18 protein-coding genes and 1 pseudogene are annotated in these 21,380 nt (G+C 60.5%); 6 read left to right on the forward strand and 13 right to left on the reverse strand.

The annotated features are described in order from the left end of the window. The first annotated feature begins 33 nt into the window (after nucleotides 1-33). Nucleotides 34-1,152 carry a glycosyltransferase family 2 protein gene (locus J0663_RS04695; RefSeq protein WP_207243284.1) on the forward strand — a complete coding sequence of 373 codons (1,119 nt, stop codon included), beginning with the start codon at nucleotides 34-36 and terminating at the stop codon, nucleotides 1,150-1,152. 241 nt (nucleotides 1,153-1,393) lie between these two features. Here J0663_RS04695 and J0663_RS04700 read toward each other — a convergent pair whose 3' ends face one another. After that, nucleotides 1,394-2,503: an acyltransferase family protein gene (locus J0663_RS04700; protein WP_207244432.1), complete on the reverse strand. Its 1,110-nt coding sequence runs from the start codon at nucleotides 2,501-2,503 to the stop codon at nucleotides 1,394-1,396. Nucleotides 2,504-2,722: 219 nt separating this feature from the next. Here J0663_RS04700 and J0663_RS04705 point away from each other — a divergent pair, with 219 nt between their 5' ends. Then, nucleotides 2,723-5,041: a membrane-bound PQQ-dependent dehydrogenase, glucose/quinate/shikimate family gene (locus tag J0663_RS04705; protein WP_207243285.1), complete on the forward strand. Its 2,319-nt coding sequence runs from the start codon at nucleotides 2,723-2,725 to the stop codon at nucleotides 5,039-5,041. A 389-nt stretch (nucleotides 5,042-5,430) separates the two neighbouring features. Here J0663_RS04705 and J0663_RS04710 read toward each other — a convergent pair whose 3' ends face one another. The 12 genes and pseudogenes from J0663_RS04710 to J0663_RS04760 form a co-directional block, all read right to left on the reverse strand. Beyond that, the gene (locus J0663_RS04710) at nucleotides 5,431-5,622 is read right to left on the reverse strand and encodes a DUF6494 family protein (protein WP_207243286.1); all 192 of its coding nucleotides are present in this window, start codon (nucleotides 5,620-5,622) and stop codon (nucleotides 5,431-5,433) included. Between the two features lie 216 nt (nucleotides 5,623-5,838). Further along, nucleotides 5,839-5,972: pseudogene (locus tag J0663_RS31170) on the reverse strand (cysteine hydrolase); the annotation flags it as partial. 75 nt (nucleotides 5,973-6,047) lie between these two features. Beyond that, the gene (locus J0663_RS04715) at nucleotides 6,048-6,848 is read right to left on the reverse strand and encodes an SDR family NAD(P)-dependent oxidoreductase (RefSeq protein ID WP_207243287.1); all 801 of its coding nucleotides are present in this window, start codon (nucleotides 6,846-6,848) and stop codon (nucleotides 6,048-6,050) included. Between the two features lie 12 nt (nucleotides 6,849-6,860). Beyond that, nucleotides 6,861-8,030 carry a zinc-dependent alcohol dehydrogenase gene (locus J0663_RS04720; RefSeq protein ID WP_207243288.1) on the reverse strand — a complete coding sequence of 390 codons (1,170 nt, stop codon included), beginning with the start codon at nucleotides 8,028-8,030 and terminating at the stop codon, nucleotides 6,861-6,863. A gap of 471 nt (nucleotides 8,031-8,501) precedes the next feature. Beyond that, complete coding sequence (locus tag J0663_RS04725; protein WP_207243289.1) at nucleotides 8,502-9,257, reverse strand: TIGR04290 family methyltransferase; 756 nt, start codon at nucleotides 9,255-9,257, stop codon at nucleotides 8,502-8,504. Between the two features lie 2 nt (nucleotides 9,258-9,259). Beyond that, entirely contained in the window at nucleotides 9,260-10,300 is a 1,041-nt protein-coding gene (locus J0663_RS04730) for a UDP-glucuronic acid decarboxylase family protein (RefSeq protein ID WP_207243290.1), read from the reverse strand. 11 nt (nucleotides 10,301-10,311) lie between these two features. Beyond that, nucleotides 10,312-11,427, reverse strand: a complete 1,116-nt coding sequence (locus J0663_RS04735) for a CgeB family protein (protein ID WP_207243291.1) — start codon at nucleotides 11,425-11,427, stop codon at nucleotides 10,312-10,314. Next, complete coding sequence (locus J0663_RS04740; RefSeq protein ID WP_207243292.1) at nucleotides 11,424-12,515, reverse strand: CgeB family protein; 1,092 nt, start codon at nucleotides 12,513-12,515, stop codon at nucleotides 11,424-11,426. The genes J0663_RS04735 and J0663_RS04740 overlap by 4 nt, the downstream gene beginning before the upstream one ends. Next, nucleotides 12,512-13,642 carry a CgeB family protein gene (locus tag J0663_RS04745; protein ID WP_207243293.1) on the reverse strand — a complete coding sequence of 377 codons (1,131 nt, stop codon included), beginning with the start codon at nucleotides 13,640-13,642 and terminating at the stop codon, nucleotides 12,512-12,514. Before J0663_RS04745 ends, J0663_RS04740 begins: the two co-directional genes overlap by 4 nt. A gap of 2 nt (nucleotides 13,643-13,644) precedes the next feature. Beyond that, entirely contained in the window at nucleotides 13,645-14,760 is a 1,116-nt protein-coding gene (locus tag J0663_RS04750; protein WP_246590374.1) for a glycosyltransferase family 4 protein, read from the reverse strand. Then, nucleotides 14,757-16,799, reverse strand: coding sequence for an NAD-dependent epimerase/dehydratase family protein (locus J0663_RS04755; RefSeq protein ID WP_207243294.1), 2,043 nt, complete (start codon nucleotides 16,797-16,799; stop codon nucleotides 14,757-14,759). The genes J0663_RS04750 and J0663_RS04755 overlap by 4 nt, the downstream gene beginning before the upstream one ends. Continuing rightward, a complete protein-coding gene (locus J0663_RS04760) occupies nucleotides 16,796-17,902 on the reverse strand; it encodes an NAD-dependent epimerase/dehydratase family protein (protein WP_207243295.1) in 1,107 nt (368 codons plus the stop codon). The genes J0663_RS04755 and J0663_RS04760 overlap by 4 nt, the downstream gene beginning before the upstream one ends. A 187-nt stretch (nucleotides 17,903-18,089) precedes the next feature. Between J0663_RS04760 and J0663_RS04765 the strand changes: the two genes are divergently transcribed. The 4 genes from J0663_RS04765 (at nucleotide 18,090) to J0663_RS04780 (ending at nucleotide 21,374) form a co-directional block, all read left to right on the forward strand. Next, a complete protein-coding gene (locus tag J0663_RS04765; protein ID WP_246590375.1) occupies nucleotides 18,090-18,647 on the forward strand; it encodes a DUF1003 domain-containing protein in 558 nt (185 codons plus the stop codon). Between the two features lie 111 nt (nucleotides 18,648-18,758). After that, nucleotides 18,759-19,748 carry an MDR/zinc-dependent alcohol dehydrogenase-like family protein gene (locus J0663_RS04770; protein ID WP_207243296.1) on the forward strand — a complete coding sequence of 330 codons (990 nt, stop codon included), beginning with the start codon at nucleotides 18,759-18,761 and terminating at the stop codon, nucleotides 19,746-19,748. After that, complete coding sequence (locus J0663_RS04775) at nucleotides 19,745-20,776, forward strand: Gfo/Idh/MocA family protein (protein WP_207243297.1); 1,032 nt, start codon at nucleotides 19,745-19,747, stop codon at nucleotides 20,774-20,776. The genes J0663_RS04770 and J0663_RS04775 overlap by 4 nt, the downstream gene beginning before the upstream one ends. A gap of 106 nt (nucleotides 20,777-20,882) precedes the next feature. Then, on the forward strand, nucleotides 20,883-21,374 hold the full coding sequence (locus J0663_RS04780) for a sigma-70 family RNA polymerase sigma factor (protein ID WP_207243298.1): 492 nt from the start codon (nucleotides 20,883-20,885) through the stop codon (nucleotides 21,372-21,374). Nucleotides 21,375-21,380: the final 6 nt, after the last annotated feature.

A 21,380-nucleotide genomic window follows, 5' to 3' on the forward strand; every position in this document is an offset into this window, starting at 1 on the left:
AAAAAGATCCGTATATAGAACTCAGGATGGAAAATGAGTTATCGGGCTTCCGTCGCTAGTATCTCGCATTACGCAAAAGCGCGCCTGCGCCGGTCGCTAAAGGCTCGGCAGGTCCGCTACGACCTGCTGCGCAGCGCCCTCAAGCAGGCGCGCCACGTCGTCATCTGCGTCATCCGTGACGAGGGCCACCGCCTGGCATTCTTCCTGCAATATTATCGCGACCTCGGTTTCGAGCACTTCATCTGCATCGACAACGGCTCGACGGACGGAACGGCAGAATTGCTGGCCAGCTTCGACGATGTCTCGCTGCTCTCGGCTCACGGTTCCTACAAGGCGGCAAGGTTCGGGAACGACTGGATCAATGAAGTCATCAACCGGCACTGTCAGGAGAAATGGGTCCTTTATGTCGATGCAGACGAGTTTCTGGTCTATCCGCATTGCGACTCCCGCCCAATCAATCAATTGACAGCCTATATCGAATCTACCGGCGGCCATTCCCTCCGCTCGGTCATGATCGACATGTACAGTCAGCGTCCGGTCCTGGAAAACATATGCGAACCCGGTCGCAACCCGCTGGAGGTCTGCAATCTTTTCGACCGATCCGGCTATGTCGCACATTTCGACGACCGCAACAGGACGACATGGATCAAAGGCGGCGTTCGCGGACGCATTTATTTTCGCGATAGGCTCTGGGACGGGCCGGCGCTCAACAAGCTCCCTCTTATATATGTGACAGGTGAACGGCTGTTTCTCAAATCATCGCACCAGGTCTGGCCGCTCTGCCTGAATTTGGGCGACATGCGCGGCGCGCTTTGCGTATCCGGCGCCCTTCTTCACTTCAAATTCCTATCGACCTTCGTGCACAAAGTTGCCGATGCCGAGCACCTTTCTCAGCATACGGAAGAATACACCGTTTACTCCGCCGACAAGGGGATGGGTGACTTCGTCTGTGACGATACAGGCACTTACACAAGCTGGAAGGACTTGTCCGATCAAGGGCTTATTCAAGGCGAGGGCTGGAAATATTGGAGGAATATCTCGGGGGACGAAATCGAAACAGTCCAGCAGAACATGCCTGGTTCCGCGCAGCGACATCCGCAGAAAAAGCATGAAAATGGCTACGCCCCTGCCTCCCTTGGATCGCCATCGTGACCGAACCTGGAAGCCGCCAATACGCTCAATCGGATTTTCCCCCGTGCCGCTCGAAGTTTAGGGCAAATCTAAACGAGGCTCCGCTCCGCACGGTATTGCCTGCTTGAGGCATCATGCGATGGCATGAGCCTAGCATCAGTATTGAGCTTTAGGCGCCGTCAGAGCTTGGCGACGGCAAGCGTGATGATCTCTTCGCTGGCCGGCTTCGGTTTCCCGGGCTATCGGATGTGAAACCGGAAGCCTATTTCAAAACCGCTCCGGCCAACTCCCGTCTTGAACCGCGCTGCAGGTACAGGTTCTCAAGCCAGGTCACCTGTTTCCTCAACCCCAGCGCAGGCTTTTCGATAAAGCGCCACGAGAGGGCGGCAAAACAAGTGACAATCATGCTGCAGACGATCCCATTCAGCCACCAGTTATGCGCCCACGGTCCGAGTGCGACGAAGGCCTGCTGGATGGGATAGCCGTAGAGGAATACGCCATAGGAATAGTCGGCTCCCTGAAGCACTCCGAGTTTGCGGGGCGAGGTGAGCCCGAGAAAGACGGTTACATAGCCAATAGCCGGAATGGCAACGAAGTCCCCAAATGGGCTGAACCAGTAAGCCCACAATATGACGGCAACAGCAGCGATGAAGATGCGGACATCCCACAGAATCTTGTCCTTGTAGAGATAGATGGTCACGCCTACGAGGAAGGCGCCGATCAGCAGATTCCCCGATGCGGTCGTCGGCATGGATGCCCAGTTGCTCTCGTGCTTCCAATATCTCGCAAGCCCAAAGCCCACGATCAACGCCGTCGTTGCCACGAGCGCAATTGCGCGCCGTTTGACTACGCCAAGCAGGAAAAGCAAGGCGATCGCGACATAACATTCAAGTTCGAAAGGCACCGTCCAGAGCTGCCCATTCACCATGGCGGCATCAGGGTTGTTCAGGAACACTCCCGGAAGATTGAAGTGAATGTGCCCGGTGACGTTCAGGAGATATGCAAAAAACTGGGGGTCGCTGAAGTAGTTACTGAGGTCATACTCGGTATAGATCGCTCCAAGTATAAAAGCAGCCAGCAACACTTCCACCGCGAGAGCGGGGTAAATCCGGATAAATCGATTGCCAAGAAAAGAGATCAACGTCTTCGACCGCGCCAGGCTGCCGGCAACCAGGAACCCGCTCAGGGCAAAGAACATGGGTAGCACCGACTTGATAAAGGGACGCAGGGGCGTTTCCCACAAAAACAGATCATCGCCATAGGTAACGCGAGCCGTATGTATCCAAAGCACCGAAAAGGCCAGCAGCAGTCGCATGTAATCGAATCCCGTCGGCCGCCCCTTCGCCAGATCAAGTTTTTCGCCGAGAACCATCTGCGCCCCTTTCGGAAGTTTTGACGTAATCACAAGCATCATCGCCGGCTCGGGGACACGTGTCAGTGACCACAGCTACATCAGGAAAAATTTGAGGGGACTGCCCCTCTTCGGGACGAATAGCTGACCATCGCTCCAATGGCCCTGTGCTGCCCAAGGCGCCGTTTGATGGTCGGAGGCGAATGAGGGCGATCGGGTAGCGAATTGGATGAGAAGACGATGAAATATCTGGCCGCTCTATACTGTATCGCTCTCGCCCTTATCGGATTGGGCTTGATAGGAGGCGGCGCGTTGTTGATCAGCCTCGGCGGGTCGCCCTATTACGCAATCACAGGACTTGCCTACCTCGTTGCGGCAGTTCTGCTATGGCTCCGAAAGCCGCTCGGCGCGCTCATTATCCTGCTTGTCGCCGTTTTCACTCTTCCCTGGGCATTGTGGGAGTCTGGCACCAATTTCTGGGCGCTCTTCGCACGCTTGATGTCGCCTATCGCTCTGGCGGGATTTGCATTTCTTTTTGCACCAGCGCGTTTACCGGCCGCCAACCGAAAGCTCTTCTATGGCGGCGCCGCGCTTGCCGCCATTCTGTTTGCTGCGGGCTTCAGCCTTGCGTTCACGCCGCACGAGGTGATCCGCCCCTCCGCCGACATTCCTGCCTATAAGGCGGCCAAAGGCGACAACTCCCCCTCCGACTGGACATCCTATGGCCGCAGCACAGCGGGAGATCGCTATTCCCCGTTCGACCAGATCAACCGCAGCAACGTTGCCCAGCTTGAGCTTGCCTGGTCATACCGCACCGGAAGAGGCGACGGCGTTGACCAGAATACGCCCTTGCAGATCGGCGATACCGTCTACACGTGCACACCGACGAATGTGATCGCGGCCCTCGATACGGATACGGGAAAACCCCGCTGGACCTTCGATCCCAAGGCGTCGGCGCCCTACTGGCAGCGCTGTCGCGGCCTCGGCTACTACAAGATGCCGGAAGCGAACCGTTCGCCCGACGGCCTTTGCAACGAACGCCTGATACAGACGACGATCGACGCCCGGCTTCTGGCGATCGACAGCAAGACCGGCGCGCCGTGCACGGCCTTCGGCGATAATGGCGCCGTACAGCTTTCCCAGGGCATGGGCGAAGTCAAGAAGGGCTATTACTTCCAGACATCGGCGCCACTGATCGCCCGCAACCTCATCGTCATTGGAGGCTGGGTCACCGACAATCAGGAGGTCGGCGAGCCCTCAGGCGTCATCCGCGCATTCAATGTGGTCACCGGCGAGCTCGAATGGGCATGGGATCTCGGCAATCCTGCGATCACCAAGCTTCCACTGGAGGGTGAAACCTATACGCGCGCCACGCCCAACATGTGGACGACAGCCGCCTTCGACGACAAGCTCGGCCTCATCTATGCCCCGCTTGGCAATACCACGCCGGATTATTACGGCGCCAATCGGCCGGCTTTCGCCGATCATTACAACGCGACACTGGTGGCGCTCGATGTGACGACAGGCCGGGAGAGGTGGAAATTCCAGACCGTGCATCACGATATCTGGGACTATGATCTCCCCGCCCAGCCGATGCTGATCGACCTGCCCGATGGCAACGGCGCCACCGTACCCGCCGTGCTGCTGACCACCAAACGCGGGCAGCTTTTCCTGCTCAGTCGGCAGACCGGCGCCCCCCTTGCCGACGTTCAGGAAAAGCCCGTGCCGCAGAAAGGGGGTGCGCCGGAGGAGAAACTGTCTCCGACGCAGCCTTATTCGGTCGGCATGCCGACAATCGGTGCCGAACAGGTGACGGAGCAGAGGGCTTGGGGCCTGACGATGTTCGATCAGCTCGCCTGCCGCATCGCCTTTCGAAAGCTGCGCTACGACGGCGATTTCACACCGATCGGCACACAACCGGCACTTCAGCAGCCGGGAAACCTCGGCGGTCTCAACTGGGGAAGCCTCTCGGTAGACCCGGCCAACAACCGCGTCTTCATGAACGATATTCGCGTCCCCAGTATCTTCGCGCTCGTTCCGCGCGACGAATATGTCGATTTCGCCCTCGTCACGACCGCGCATGGGCCCTCCGCGCCGCAGCGGGGCACGCCTTATGGCATGACGACCGAGAAGTGGACATCACGATTGCGCATTCCCTGCACGCAACCGCCATGGGGCACGGTGACCGCAGTGGATCTGAACACGCGCAAGATCGCATGGCAGGTGCCGGCCGGCACTGCCGAACAGCTCGGACCGCTCAAGATGAAGATGAACATGCCTATGGCAATGGGCCTGCCGACCTATGCCGGCACGTCGGCGACCGCTGGCGGCGTCGTCTTCTTTGCCGGCTTCCAGGACTATTACATCCGCGCCTATGACGCCGAGAACGGCAACGAGCTTTGGAAATATCCTCTCCCGGTCGGCTCGAGCGCGACGCCAATGACCTACATCTCACCGAAAACAGGCCGGCAATATGTTCTGGTTTCGGTTGGCGGAGCTGCAAATTCGACCGACATCGGCGACTACGTGCTGGCCTTCTCCCTGAAAGACGGGGGTTAATCCGCCTATCATGGGAACATCTTGTACTGACCGATCGGCCAGTTTCTTCTCACACCTGCCCATGCTCCGCTGCTGACATCGCCGCCGGATGTGAGGGCTATACCCGATGAGGCGCTGCGATGGATTTCAAGCGGGCGCCGAAACACAAAAAGCCCTTGAGGAGCCTTTTGGAGGCATTTGGGGCTGTGGTTGTGTGGTCAGGGATTTGTTGTTTTCTGTCGCGTCACGTCGGCTGTGCCTGCTTGCAGGCGCCTGCGGTTAAATCCTGGAGCCGTTACGCAACAAAACGCCCGCTCGAGGCGGGCTTGTGATGTTTGGTTGCGGGGGCCTGAAACCACAGAAACTTGCAAAAATCGCGGGTATTCGAGGGCACTCAGCCCAAGCGGTTTTTATGGAAGTTCAATTTCGCCATCCACCACGTGGTTGAGGCCGGTGCCTTCCGCCGTCAGCGTCACGCGGACCTTCAGCTTCTTGCCGTCGGTCTTCCCTTCGCGCACTGTCTCCTCGATCTTGCGCTGCGAGGTGACGCCGACTTCCTTCAGGAACTTGCGAATCGACATGTTGAAGGCGTCTTCGCTCATGACAGAACTCCTGTGTGCCCGGCAGGGATTATAGGGGAAAGCAAGTCGTCAAGGAAGCAAGACGGTGATGCGCAATCGCATCTAATCTCAAACGCACTCTCGTGATGCAGCGGAACCCGAGACGATTCCTGCGATTGGTCGAGCGCACGATAAACTGGCCGCAGAGACGATCATCTATCGCCGTGAAGAAGCTAAACCCTGGCCTCGTGCCTCGCCGGGATGACGTGCTGCGACTTCGACGATCTGCGGCAGAACCCCCGCTCCATCCAGGGAACCCGCCACGGTGTATCCTCGATGAACATCAGTTGAACGTCGACGCACAGATGCCGCCAAATTCCTATACCCCGCATGCCAACCCACGAAAACGCCTGCTCACCCTGGACGGCATCTGCCTGGCATTCCGCCCTTTTCGTGGAAGCGCGCCATCAATGTTCCGCCGAGCCCGGTTCCGCCATCTTGCGGTGCTGCCTGGCGAGAGTTTCCGCCGGAGTGACATTGGCGGCGGCGGACATGAGCTTGTTCTTCCAGCCGGAAACGACGTCCCCTTCGCCGTTCATCATCGCATCATAGCCGATCCTGGCGACGAAGGCGGGATCGTCCTTCTTGCCCTGGCCGACCGAGGTGTCCAGCATGTCGGCGCGCTCGAAGAAGTCGGTGTCAGTGGCACCCGGCATCAGGCAGGTCACGGTGATGCCCGTGTCCTTCAGCTCTTCGCGCAGCGCAAAGGAGAAGGAATTGATGAAGGCCTTGGTGCCGTTATAGACCGCCTGGAACGTGCCGGGCATGAAGCCGGCGATCGATCCGGTGAAGAGTATCCGCCCTTCGCCGCGCATCCGCATGCGGTTGCCGATCTCATGCACGAGCGCGATCGTGCCGCTGATGTTCGTATCGACGACGCGTTGGGCCTCGCCGATATCCTGGTCGAGGAAGCCGTCGCCGAGCCCTCTGCCGGCATTGGCGAGCAGAAGCTCGACCGGGCGGTCGAGCGCGGCGATTCCCGATGCAAACCGGCGCAAGCCGTCCGGTGTCGAGAGGTCCACCTGCATGGCCTCCACCCTCACGCCGAATTCCTTAAGTTTCAGGGCCGCTTCCTGAATGCGGGGCTCATCGGCGGCGATGGCGAGATCATAACCGTCCTCGGCCGCGCATTTGGCGAGTTCATAACCGATGCCGGTCGAGGCGCCGGTGACGACGGCAAGGCCCTTGCCTGTTTGAACGGGATTCATGGGATTTCTCCTTTACGGCTTCAAAACGACTTTGATGCAGCCGTCCTGTTTGTCACGGAATGTCTTGTAGAGGTCCGGCCCCTCTTCGAGGGTCGCCCGGTGGGTGATGATGAAGGACGGATCGATCTCGCCGTTCTGGATGCGCTCCATAAGGAGCGGCAGATAGCGCTGCACCGGTGTCTGGGCCATCTTGAAGGTGAGGCCGCGATTGATGGCGGAGCCCATCGGGATCTTGTCGAGGAAGCCGCCATAGACGCCGACGATCGACACGGTGCCGAAGTTGCGGCAGCAATGGATGGCTTGGCGCAGCACGTGGGGACGGTCGGTGCCCATGAAGGTCGCGACCTTGATGCGGTCGAGGCGGGAATCCCAGCTCGCCGAGGCATCGGCCTCAGTGCCCACGGCATCGATGCAGGCATCTGCGCCGCGGCCGTTCGTCAGGTCCATGATCTTTTCGTAGATATCCTCGTCCCGGAAATCGAGCGTGACCGCTCCGGAGGCCGCAGCCAGCGCCAACCGTTCCGGCACCGTGTCGATGGCGATCACCCTCTCGGCACCGAGGATGAAGGCGGACTTGATGGCCATCTGGCCGACGGGGCCGCAGCCCCAGATGGCGATCGTATCACCCGGCTCGATGTTGCAGAAATCGGCCGCCATATAGCCGGTCGGGAAGATGTCGGAGAGGAAGAGCACCTGCTCGTCGGTCAGGCCATCCGGCACCTTGATGGGGCCGACATCGGCGTAGGGCACGCGCAGATATTCCGCCTGACCGCCGCTATAGCCGCCGAGAAGATGCGAATAACCGAACAGGCCGGCGGGGGAATTGCCCCAGAGCTTGGTCACCTTGGAACGATCCGGGTTCGAGCGTTCGCAGCCGGAGTAGAAGCCGCGCTGGCAGAAGAAACACTCGCCACAGGAGATGGTGAAGGGAACGACGACGCGGTCGCCGACCTTCAGTTTCGTATTCTCCTTGCCGACCTCGACGACCTCGCCCATGGTTTCGTGGCCCATGATGTCGCCGCTATGCATCTCGGGCATGACGCCGTCATAGAGATGCAGGTCCGAACCGCAGATCGCGCAGGCCGTCACCCTGATGATCGCGTCGCGTCCGTCGTGGATTTCCGGGTCGGGAACGCTTTCGCAGCGGATGTCGTGTTTGCCGTGCCAGGTAAGCGCCTTCATGGATAGTCCTCGCGTAGCCTGATGAGGCAATCCGGGCCTCAGTACAGGGGAAAAAAGGAACCCCGGGATGCCCGGGCTTCGACCGTTCAACCAGCCGCAACCGGCTTGGTGATGTGGATCTTGTGCATTTCGAACGTCTGCAGCTTGTCCAAAACCCCCGCGTTGGGTTTGCCTATGGGCGAAGGAAGGAGATGTACAGGTGGCAACGACGATGACCGCGAGCGCGACTGGCCGATGGCGGGGCAGCGGAAAGGAGCAACGCTCATGTAGAATCCTCGTAGTTGAGGCTTCGAACATGGACTGGCGTTGTTAGTTCCAACTTTTATTGCGCAATCGCTTGCGTGAATCCGACCGCGATTTCTTTCCTGGGCCAATGGGCACCGGCGGGCGAGGCCATCTGATCGGCCGCGAGCGGTTGGCGGCCGATGCTTATGGGATGCGTGCCTCGCCTCATGCGAGCGACCAGACAGGTTAACCTATGCTCGGTGGTGCCTCGACCGCATAATGCCGCTCGCCCTTGCGGCAGAGATAGACCTCGCGTTCCGGATTGGCTTCGATGGCGAAGCCTGAACTGCGCAGCATGGCCTGGACAGCCGGCTTGTTGGGAATGAACCAATTCGTCGGATCTGCGGCATATCGCTCCTCGACGAAGAAGAGTTTCGGGTAATCCGGACGGTCGAACACCGACCATTCCGAAAAACCGTAGTCTTCCTTGAGATCGGGAATCCGCTCGTCGCCGCGCTGCAGGCACTGAAACAACATCCGGTCGCCAACAACATGCTCGTAAAGCAGATCGAGCGCCAGCAGCGGGTGACGAAGGTGATAGAGCACGCCCATGAAGATGACGAGATCGAATTTCTCGCCCAGCCTGCCCACGTCATAGACGGACATCTGCCTGAACTCCACATCGAGCCCGGTTTCCGCCGCGGCAAACCGCGCCTGCCGCAGATAGCGTGCGTCGGGATCGAGACCGACAACCCGCCCGGCATTCCGGCGCTTCATTTCGAGAGCGTAAAAGCCGGCATTGCAGCCGACGTCAAGCACGCTGCATCCCTGCAGATCCGCCGGAATGACGTGTTTGAACCCGTCCCACTTGAAACGGGGGTAGTCACCGAGAAAATGGTCTGGAGCCGTCTGGACGCCCCTGATTTCAAGGTTGTGGAACCAGGGGCCGAGTCTGGTGATCTTCCTTTGCAGCTCTTCCTCTCCGCCGTGTCTTGCATCCATACCTACACTCCCGCATGGACTTCAGAAGGCGCGGCCCTGCCACGCGCCTTGGTGGAGGAGAGATCGGCGGCCGGCTCGCCGAGCGTCGCGATAAACCAGCCGGCGGTGTGCTTCAGCCCTTCCGAAAGCGGAATTTGGGGCTGCCAGCCCAGCAGCTCGCGTGCTTTGGAAATATCCGGGCGGCGGCGCTGCGGGTCGTCCTGCGGCAACGGCCGGTGAACGATCCGGGACGTCGTCGGAACCATATCCAGCACCATCGCCGCAAGTTCATTGATCGTGAATTCGCCGGGATTGCCGAGATTGACCGGCCCTTCCGGATTGGGATCGACATCCATCAGCGCCATCAATCCCGCCACCAGATCGCTCACGAAACAGAACGAGCGCGTCTGTTCGCCGGTGCCATAGATCGTCAGCGGCTCGCCGGAAATCGCCTGCACGAGAAGATTGGAAATGATCCGACCATCGTTCGGCTGCATCCGCGGCCCGTAAGTATTGAAGATGCGAGCCACGCGCGCATCGACCCTTCCCGCACGCAGCATGTCGAAGCAGAGCGCTTCCGCCGCCCGCTTACCCTCGTCGTAGCAGGCGCGCGGGCCGATGCAGTTGACATTGCCGCGATAATCCTCCCGTTGCGGGTGTTCGACCGGGTCGCCGTAGACCTCGCTGGTCGATGCCTGGAGGAACGAGGCGTCATTCTGTTCTGCAATCGCCAGAAGGTTGCCGGTGCCGGCTACGCACGTCATCATTGTATGCACAGGGTCCGCCTGATATTGCGGTGGAGAAGCGGCGCAAGCCAGATTGTAGACCTGGCTAACCGGCACATCGATGGCTTCCAGATCGCAGATATCCATCTCGATCAATCGAAAACCCGGATGGTTGAGGAGCGGCCTGACATTGTCCTCCGAGCCGGTGAGATAGCTGTCCACGCAGATGACCCGATCACCGCGGGCAAGCAGCGCATCGCAGAGATGCGAACCGACGAAGCCGGCACCTCCAGCGACAAGAACAGTCTTTCCTTTTCCGTTTCGGGTTCTTTGCAGCATTACACCTCTCCTTAGGCTGAGACTGGCTGAAGCATGGATTGCGGATGGATCTGTCGTTCCGGAAGCTGGCTGAGGTCGGCGATGAGCCCGCGAGCGCGCGCCAGCCCGGTATGGCCCTCAAGGACGATCGCCTTTGCCCTGGCCGCAAGCGAGCGGCGCTGTCTTTCGTCGATCCCGGTCAGCGCCTTGAGGACATCCTCCGTCTTCGTGGCAATCAGGACGGCGTGCTGGTCCAGCAGCAGTTCGTCGAGGCCGCGCCAGTAGTCGCTGATGATAGGCGTGCCGCAGGAGGCCGCTTCGAACAGCCGGACGCTCGGGGACCAGCCGGCGGCGATCATGTCGGCGCGGGTGACGTTCAGCGTGAACCGCTGACGGCTGTAGAAGCTTGAATGATCCGCCGGCGGCAGATGGTTTATCCGCTCGACATTCTTCGGCCAATCGATATCCGCGGGATATTGCGGACCTGCGACCACGAAACGAAGATGCGGAAGGCGCCGGGCCGGCTCAATCAGCAGCTTTTCGACAGTCGGCTGACGGTCGGGGCTGAACGTGCCGAGATAACCGAGGTCCCAGCGAAAAGTCTCTCCCGTGTGCTGATAGCGCTCGGCATCGACGGAGCAATAGAGCGGAAGCGCCTTCTTGGCCCCGTATTGCTCTTCCAGCCGGGTCAGCACCTGTCCGCCGGAAAAAGAAAAATAGATGTCGAACAACGCGACCTGACGCTTCGCCAGGTATTCCTCGTCGCCTCGATCGAGCTTTGCCAGCGTCACAGGCGTGTCGATGTCGTAGAAACATAGTCTCTTGAGGTCGAGCGCCTCCAGGCGATCGATCAACACCACACCGTCGGGCACATACGATCCGACTATGACTACGTCGGCTTTCATAAGTCGGCCCGCGTAAACCTCAAGCATCTCGCAGATGTCGGAATAGTAGAGGAGTTCGCAGAAATCCGGTTCCGGCAGATCGCGATGCTCGGCATACCACGGCACGTCCCGTTCCAGGAAAAGAACGCGATGACCTTCCGCTTTCAGGCCGCGGATCAGCGCACGAAAGGTCGTCGCGTGGCCGTTTCCCCAGGAGGACGAAAGTGTCAGTCCGAGAACAACGATATCGAGAGGTTTCTTCATTCCGCCGCCTCCCGAGCCGCGCCTGCATGGCTTCGGAACAGCAGGTCCACCGCCTCGGCCCGGTGAACATAGGTGTGTTCGGAAAGGACGCGGGTAAGCGCCCTCTCGCCGATAGCCTTTGCCCGTTCGCGGTCGAGCCCGGCCAGGATATCGGCGACATCCTGGCCATCCCGGGCGACAAGCACCTCCTCTTCCGGTTTGAGGAAGAGTTCGATACCCTCCCAGTAATCGGTGATCAGGCAGGCACCGGCGCCGGCGGCCTCGAATACGCGGGTTGCAGGAGAAAATCCGTTCTCTGCCATGCTGGCGCGGGAGATGTTGAGCACCGCCTTAGGGGTGACGTTGAAGGCATTGTGATCGCGGGTCGAGACGTGCCCGATGAAATTGACATTTTCAGACATGGATTTGTCACCCCAGCCGGATCCGCCCAGCAGGAACGTCTGACGCGGCAGACGCGCCGCGGGTTCGAGGAAGAAATGCTCGACGCGCGCTTCCCGGTCCGGCAGGCGATTGCCCAGGAAGCCGAGATCGGCGCTGAAGCGTGCGTCATGCGGCACCGGATGATGCGTGACCGGGTCGAGCGCGTTGTAAACGGGAACACAATTCGCAGCGCCTAGGCTCCGATAGGCATCTACGACCGGATCGCCTCCCCCGTAGGTCAGGACGAGATCAAGCTCCCCGAGCGCCTTGCGGAGGACATGATCGGGGTCCCCCCGAAGCTCGGCAAGGGTCGCCGGCGCATCCACGTCCCAGAATATCTTCAGCGCCCGGGGGGGCGCATTGCGAAGCACTTCCTGCAGCAGCAGGTCGTCCTCGAACCCGACGCCGCTCGCCTTCACGACGATGTCAGCCCGTGCAGCTTCGGCAGTTACCGTCTTCAGTGCTTCGACGGTCCCGTCATAAACGACCACTCCGCACCATTCGGGCGGATCGATGTCCCGGTTCTTCTGGCGGTCATAGACATCCGGCTCATAGAAGATGATGTCATAACCCTTCTGAGCCAGCGCCCGTAGAAGGCCCCGGTAGTAGGTGGCGGCGCCGTTCCAGTAAGCCGAGACGATGCTCGATCCGTAAAAGGCGATCTTCATTCGGCGGCCTCTTTTGCTGCAAGTTTTTCGACCACACGCCGCGTGCCGCATTCGGCGAGGACGGAAAGCAGTTCGTCGACGCGGTGGCGGCATGTGTGGCGGGATCGGATGGTTTCGAGACCCGATGCGACCAGCGCGTCCGACAGGTCTGCATCGGAAAGGACTTCGCTCAGCTGTCTTGCCATTTCCTCTCCGTCATGCGCGACCAGATAGTCATGACCGGGTCGGAACAGGTTTTCGGCGTCGTTCCAGGGCGCCGAGATCAACGGGATGCCGCAGGCAAGCGCCTCGAACACCCGGATGGTCGGAATGCCGGGCAGATTTTCCACATAGGGCCGGCGAGGAATGTGAACCGTGACACGATGACGGGCAAAGGCGAGCGGCGCCTCGGCGTTGGCGATCCAGCCCCCATATTCGATGCCAGCCTCCGAAAGCGCCTCCAGGGCGTGCTCCGGATACCGCACGCCGCGCACGGCTGCATCGAGCCCGAGCACTTTCACCGGCCTCACAAGGAATTCCAGGATCTCAGCGGAGCGTTCGTCGTCGCCCCAATTGCCGATCCAGATCAGGTCTCCGGTCCTGGCGATCTCCGGTCTCGGACGGAACAACGTATCATCAGCCGCCTCGTGCCAGGTATAGACCCTCTTGCCCCAGCCGGTTTTCAGATATCGCTGCCGTAGCGTCTCTCCGAATGCCAACACGCCGTCATAATTATCCAGCCGCAGCCCGGCGATGTCGCCTTCTGCCGAAACGGCACGATGATGGGTGTCGTGAAAGAGAAGCGTGAAGCGGCCGCCATCACGGCGCGCTTGCCCGATCCGCTCCACCAGGGCGGGCTCGGTCCACTCGTGCACGATAACGACGTCAGCATCGTCGATCGCCGCTTCATGGTTGAAGTCCGCCCCATAAATCTGAAAGCCCAGATCCGGAAATGTCTCACGGAACCTTTCGATCGCGACCGGTCCCTGCTCCGCAATCAGGTTCGCCCGGCTCCAGGAATCGTTTGGCTCCAGTGCCAAAGCCTGATGCCCGCGGCGAACGAGGTCACGCATGACGCCGCGCAGGAAATGGGCGTTGCCATGGTTCCAGTCGGAAATTAGCGAATGGGTGTAGAAGATGAATTTCATGCTTACTCCGCCGCGGTAAGGGCTGATTTTGTCGAAAGGATCTGGGTGTAGAGGCGTGCCACCGCATTCGCCTGCGCTTCGGCCGTGAAATCGAGCGAACGAATACGGGCTCGGTTCGCGCATATCGTCCGCAAGGAAGGGTCCCTGACCAGGCGGTTGACTGCTGCCGCGAACGCCCGCGGATCGTGGGGATCCGCAAAGAGAGCGGCGCCATCCCACAATTCGCGATAGGTCGGGATATCGGCAACCACCAGCGCGCTGCCGCAACGCGCGGCTTCGAGCACGGCGAGCCCAAACGGCTCATACAGCGACGGCGATACGACGATCGCCGCCTTTCCCATCAGCTGCATCGTTTCGGCATGGGAAAGTTCGCCTCGGTTCCGGGCCTTTTCGATCGGCACGTACTGCCCGGTCGGTCCCCGGTTCGAGCCGGCCATCACAACAGGCCACGAGATCTCCGGCGCTGCCGCATCGAGCACGGCACCGTTCTTGCCGTCATCCCACCAGCGACCGGCGGCAAAGACGAAATCATCTTTCGGCCCGCCAGCTGGGGATACGCGGCTCGCGTTATGAATAACCTGCAGACCGTCGATGGTCCCATAAACGCATCCAAGCAGGGCTGCATGACTGCGGCTCGGGGCAAGAACCGCATCTGCCTGATCGAAACCTTGCCGGTTGAGCCGCTCCTGCCATTGCCAAGCTTCCGGTACGCTTGAACCTCTAACCGCGTGAAACCACGTGGAGACGCAGGAATGTGAGACGACCACAACCGGAACGCCGACATCCACCGCGGCTGCCTGAGACGGCAGGTTTAGATGCACGAGATCTGCCCTCTCTCTGACGGCGAGCTCCGCAATCGTGCCGGGCACGGCCTTCACGTCGGCTTCAGTTTCCGCCATCCAGTCGAGCGGCGCATCGCAATAGATCAATTTGCCGATGGCTTCCGCTTCCCGCACCTGTTCTGCGGAGGGGCGCGGGCCGAACACGGCGAATATGGTTTCGAGCCCGAGGGGCTTCAGCCCGACTGCGAGATCAAGTGCGTATCGCCAGACCCCGCCGACGGCATCGACCGACATCAGGATACGGCGGCGAGCGGCTTTGTTCGATCGCCCCGTCATGCCGGCACCTTCCGCCGCTTCCGGAGCAGCGCTTCACCGGGAAAACGATGTTCGGCCAGCCATTCCGCCAGATGTAGGATGCCGCTCGCCCACCGAACGCGCGCCTGCCAGCCCAGTTCGCGCTCCAGTCTTCGGGTATCCGCGACGAAGTAGAATTGATCGCCCGCACGCCAGTCCCCGAAGCGGGTATCGATGGAGCGCTCGGTAATCGCCTCTATCTCACGAAGAACGGCACGGATGCTGACGGCGTTCTGCGGTCCGCCGCCGAGATTGAAAACTGCACCTTTTACCTTGTCGATATTGGCAAGGACCGTTCGATATGCGCCCACCGCGTCCTCGACATGCAGGATGTCGCGGACCTGCTTGCCGTCGCCATAGATCGAAATCGGCTCGCCGCCGAGTGCGCGGATCAGGAAATGCGCGACCCAGCCCTGATCTTCGGTGCCGAACTGGCGGGGACCGTAAATGCAGCTCATCCGCAATACGGCCGTCGGAATGTCGTAGGATTTCGCATAGTCGAGAACATACTGGTCCGCGACGCCTTTCGAGCAGCCATAGGGCGTGCAGAAGTCGAGCGGCCGATCCTCGCCGATGCCGTTCAGCCGTATGTCTGAATGTGCCGGCACATATCGGTCTTCGGTTTCGAGCATCTTCAGGTCATCGAGCGCACCATAGACCTTGTTGGTGCTGGCAAAGATCACCGGCGCTTGTCTGCCCGCCTTCCGAACCGCCTCGAGGACGTTGATCGTGCCACGGGCATTCGCCTCGAAATCATCGACCGGATGCACGAGGCTCGTCGTCACCGCCGTCTGGGCGGCAAAGTGGAAGACAGCCTTGGCATCGGCGAAGGCCGCCTCTATGCCGCGCAAATCGCGCACGTCCGCGAGCGCCGGATGAACCCGCTTGCCGTGTCGATCCATCAGCCATGCAAGGTTCTGGTCGACGCCTGGGCGCCCGAGATTGTCGAGCACTACGACATCCTCGCCATCGCTGAGGAAGCTGTCGGCAAGATTTGACCCGATGAACCCGCTGCCGCCGGTAATGACGATTGGCAAGGCGCCGCTCGCGACGTTCGGCGTGGCGAGCCGCGTCACGTCCTCGACCCGCGATACGCCGCCCTCCGTCAGAAGACGCGCAAGCAGTTTCGGTTGGCTGTCATAGGTGACGACGCCACAATGATAGTGACGGGGGTCGAACCATAGCCCTTCCTGAACAGGAACGTCCGGCGCGACATCGGCCCAGGAATACCAGTACATCCGGTCGGCCGGCACGTTCAGCGCCTTCACGAAACGGCGCGCCTGCTCCATCTCGTCATTGCGCCAGGTGGAATAACCGGTTTCCGTGATCCAGACTTCGGCGTGACGGTTGTAGCGATCGAGAATCTTCCGCATCTCGCCGAGATGCATGTCCCAACCGCCCCAGGTACCCTCCTCGCTGTCCCACGTTCCAGGAAAGCCGTGGAAGCCGACGGCATCGACGACGCCCAGGACACCGCGTTCACCCATCAGGTTCAGCCAATAGGGATCAAAGGGGCACGGGCCGCCGAGCACCGGCTTCCATCCGCGATGTTTCGCCCAGTAAGCCGCGCCGCCCACCATCTCGCAAAACAGCTGGAAGTCACCGTCCTCGCGCCAGTCCCAGTCCAGAAGGTTGTTCGGCTCGTTCCACAATTCGATATGGCGGAAGTGTTTGCCGTAACGGGTCAAGACATGGTCGACGAAGTCAGCGTAGGACTTCAGCTCATGCGGCGCACCCGACGACCGTCCGGTACGCGACATGGAGGGCGGGGTGTAATGGATGCACGGCAGAAGATCGATCTGACGGCCGAGTTGCGGGATCAGCCAGTCGAACCATTCCTCTCCACCCGGCGCCAGATATTCGGCCCAGGAAAGGTGGGTGCGCAGGTGGCTGGCGCCGCTTGCCAGTATGTCGGGAAGCACGCGCTCGGTCCGCTCGAATTCACCGGGCCGAAACCATTCGACGAAACCGAAAGTCTTGCGGGCCTGCGACACATTCACGGCGGGAATCGATATATTCATGATACCAGCCCCCGCTCTTCGAGCTGGCGCTTCATCTCTGCTCCACGGTCGATCGCGCCGGAATTCCGCACCCATTCCGCAAACGGGGCGAGCGAATTCTCCAGCCCGAATTGCGGCTCGAACCCAAGTAGTTCGCGCGCCTTGGAAATGTCGGCAAAGCAATTGCGGATATCGCCGGAACGGGCCTTGTTCATGATGTCGGGAGCAATCTCCGACACATCCATGGCTTCGGCAAGAAGGATGGCCACCTCCTCGATCGTATAGGCCTCGCCGCTTCCGATATTGATGACATGGCCGGCGGCGTTCGACTTTTCCAGGGCCAGCCGGAAAGCGCGGGCGACATCGCGCACATGCACGAAATCGCGGCGCTGTCGGCCGTCTTCGAAGATCATCGGTGGCTGGTTGTTGGCGAGCCGCGAGGCGAAGTTGGCAAGGACGCCCGTATAAGGATTGGAAAGTGCCTGCCCCGCCCCGAAGACGTTGAAAAGCCGCAACGCGACGGCGTCGACCCCATAGGCTTCGCCGAAAATCAGCACCTGTTTTTCCTGAGCATATTTCGTCAGCGCGTAGATCGAGGCAAGATCGACCGGCTTCTCCTCGTCGGTCGCGACCGGTGTCAGGAGCTGGCCATCGGAGGAAAGGGGATCCCATTGACCGATCTTGATCCGCTCCGGCCTGCGGCGGACCACGCCAAGCTGGTTGCCGTCGGGTGTTTGATATCGCCCTTCGCCATAGACGCTCATCGAGGATGCGACGACGATCCGCCTGACCGGACGACCGATCATCGCCTCCAGGAGAACCGCGGTGCCGAGATCGTTGCCGCCCACATAACGCGCTATCTCATACATGGACTGGCCGACGCCGACTTCGGCAGCCAGATGGATGACACCGTCCACCCCATCGAAGGCCTTCTCGACGACCACCTTGTCCCGGACATCGCCACGAATGACTTCCGCATCCTCCGGAACGGCGACCTCCGCGTCGCCATGCACCTGGTCGATCAGGGCGTCGAGGATACGTACCTCATAATCGTTTTCGAGAAGCTCTTCCGTTACGTGGCGGCCGATAAAGCCGCATCCACCAGTCACCAGGATCTTCGCCATGAGGGCCCCTTTCAATCGCGATTGGGATTTCAATGGGCCGCCCAACATGGCTCGGGTGCAAAAGTTCCTTCTTCTACGTCATCTTTGTCATCAATGACTTCATCAATGACATCATCCCATTTCTGCGACGGCCTGGAACCGGCGGCAACCGGACGGGTTAGGCGCCTTCTTGCAGAAGGATGAAAACTTGCTCCACGACCGCACCGATGAAGCCGATGTCCAGCACCGTCCGTCGGAAGAAAACCATATATCCGTCGTCCTCGATCGAAACATAAGTGCATTGATCCGCCGCAGGGCCGAGGATGAGAAGGCCTTGTCGCGCCAGGAGCGGCTCGCCCAGGTCATGACAAATTTTGCCGGCAGCATGGTCTTTGTCTATATCCATGCGGCGGCTTTCAGCCTCTGGATCGTCGTCAATCTGGGATGGTTGCCGATCTTCCCGCCGTTTGATCCCTCGCTTGTCATCCTCGCCATGGCAGCGTCGGTCGAAGCGATCTTTATCTCGACCTTCGTTCTGATCAGCCAGAACCGCATGGCTGCCGAAGACGACAAGCGCGCTGACCTCAGCCTGCAGATTTCGCTGCTCAACGAGCACGAAACCACTAGGCTCGTCGCCATGGTGGCGGCGATTGCTGAAAAGCTCGGCGTCGAAACTGAGGTCGCGCCGCATGAGATCGACGAAATGAAGAAGGACGTGCCGCCGGAAGTGGTGATGGAAGAGATCGAACGCCAGCAACCTAGCTGAGCCGTTCTTCATCTTCACCATCATCTTCTTTGACTTCTTCCGGAACTCTTGCGGACGTTTTCAGTTGGGTGCGGCCCGACCTTTCGACCACGTCCAGCAGAAGGCAGCCAAATGAACGTCATCTCCAAGAACGTAGTGACCACGATGCGCGCCGCCGTCATCACCGGCCCCGGCAAGATCGAATTGAAAGACATTCCGATTGCGGAACCGGGACCAAAACAGGTGCGGGTGCGACTGGAGGGCTGCGGGGTCTGCGCCTCCAACCTCACCCCCTGGGCCGGCCCGGACTGGATGATTTTTCCGACGGAGCCCGGCGGCCTGGGGCACGAGGGATGGGGGCGCGTCGAGGCGATCGGCGAGGATGTGACGAATGTCGCGGTCGGCGATCGGATCGCCGCACTCAGCCACCATGCCTATGCCACCCATGACATCGCCGACGCGGATATGGTCGTGCCCCTGCCAGCCTTGCTCGATGGCCTCCCCTTCCCGGGCGAACCGCTTGGCTGCGCCATGAATATCTTCCGCCGGGCAGATATCCGGCCCGGCCAGACGGTCGCGATCGTCGGCATCGGTTTCCTCGGCGCCCTCCTGACCCAGCTTGCTTCAGGAGCAGGCGCGCGGGTGATCGCCATCTCCCGTCGCGCGCATTCGCTCGACGTCGCAAGGAAGATGGGCGCCGCCGAGACAATCGCCATGGACGACCACTGGCGGATCATCGAAGAGGTCCGGCATCTGACGGACGGGCGCTTCTGCGACCGCGTCATCGAGGCTGTCGGCAAGCAGTGGCCGCTCGATCTCGCAGCGGAACTGACAATGGAACGCGGCCGGCTGATCATCGCCGGGTATCACCAGGACGGTCCGCGGCAGGTGAACCTGCAGCTCTGGAACTGGCGTGGACTCGACGTGATCAATGCCCATGAACGCGATCCGGCCGTTTATATCCAGGGCATCAGGGACGCGATCGAAGCCGTTGTGCAGGGGCGCCTCGACCCCTCCTCGCTCTATAGCGACCACTACCCGCTCGAAAAGCTCGGCCAGGCACTCGACGATACTCGCGATCGCCCCGGAAATTTCCTGAAAGCGCTGGTGATCTATCGATGAACGAAATGGTCAAGCAAGAAGAATTGGCCGGCCAAGCCCGGCCCGTGCGGCTGGGATTCCTGGGGGTCGGCTGGATCGGCCGCCATCGGATGCAGGCGATCTTGAACAGCGGCGCGGCGCAGGTCGTCGCCATAGCCGACTCCTCCGAAAACGTCGCGCGGGAAGCGGCCGACCTCGCTCCCGGAGCAAAGATTGTCGAGAATCTGGACGCTCTGCTGGCGGAAGATATCGACGGCGTGGTCGTTGCAACACCGAGCGCTCAGCATGCCGAACAGTCCATCCGAGCGCTGGATGCAGGCATGGCGGTGTTCTGCCAGAAGCCCCTGGGACGGACGGGCCACGAGGTACGCGCCGTCATCGACGCGGCAAAGGCCGCCGACCGCCTGCTCGGCGTCGATCTCTCCTATCGCCATACGCAAGCCATGCGCCGCATCCGGGAACTTGTCCGGGAAGGAGAACTCGGCGATGTCTTTGCCGCCGACCTCACCTTTCACAACGCGTATGGCCCAGACAAGCCATGGTTCTACGACAAGGCGCTTTCCGGCGGCGGATGCATGATGGATCTCGGCATCCACCTGATTGATCTTGCCCTCTGGGCGTTGGATTTTCCGGAGGTGGAAGGCGTATCCAGCCATATCATCTCCAGTGGGCAAGCGCTCGATCCCGCATCAGCCGATGTCGAGGACTATGGCCTTGCGACGTTGGGGCTGAAAACCGGAACGATCGTGCGTGTCGCTTGCTCATGGCGACTGCAGGCGGGATGCGATGCCATCATCGCAGCGAGTTTCTTCGGCACAAAGGGCGGCGCGTCCATGCGTAATGTCGGCGGCTCTTTCTACGACTTCGCCGCTGATCGATTTGCCGGCACCTCCAGCGAACGGCTCGTCGATCCCCCGGACGACTGGGGCGGCCGCTCAGCCATCGCATGGGTACGCCGGCTCGCGGAAGACCCGGGTTTCGACCACGACTGCAGGAACTTCGCGGACGCTGCTCAAGTTCTCGACCGGATATATGCGCCGCGAAAATAGACGGAATGTGGTCCAGCTTAACAGACAACCTAGACGGTAAGGAACAATAGGCGACCGGGTTGGTTAGCACGTCGATAGTTGCGTCCTAGACGAGGAGGAAGAGTGCATGAGCCCGATCCAAAGACAAAGGCGCATAGAAGCCGAACTCGTCGAGCTCATGCCGGCCTTGAGAAAGTTTGCAAGGCGTTTCCATGCTTCCCCCAACGATATCGACGACCTCGTACAGGAAACATGCCTCAAGGCCCTGTCCAATCTTGAAAAGTTTGAAGAGGGCACACGCCTCAAATCCTGGTTGTTCACCATCATGCGGAACAGCTTCTGCACCAAATTCGGCCTCGCCAAACGGGAGCGAGTCGGCATAGAAGCCAATGTCGCTGAACGGCCGTCGGTTCCCCCAACTCAGGACTGGGTCGTGCGTGGGCATGAGCTCGAAGACGCTATAGGGCGCCTGCCCGAAAGGTACCGGATTGCCATCGACCTCATCTTCATCCAGGGCGTCAGCTACGAAATTGCTGCCAGCCAATGCGACTGCCCTGTCGGCACTGTGAAAAGCCGCGTCAACCGCGGTCGTCAGCAGCTTGCACGCGAGTTGGGTTAGCACGAC

Source organism: Rhizobium lentis (assembly GCF_017352135.1).
GTDB lineage: Bacteria > Pseudomonadota > Alphaproteobacteria > Rhizobiales > Rhizobiaceae > Rhizobium > Rhizobium lentis.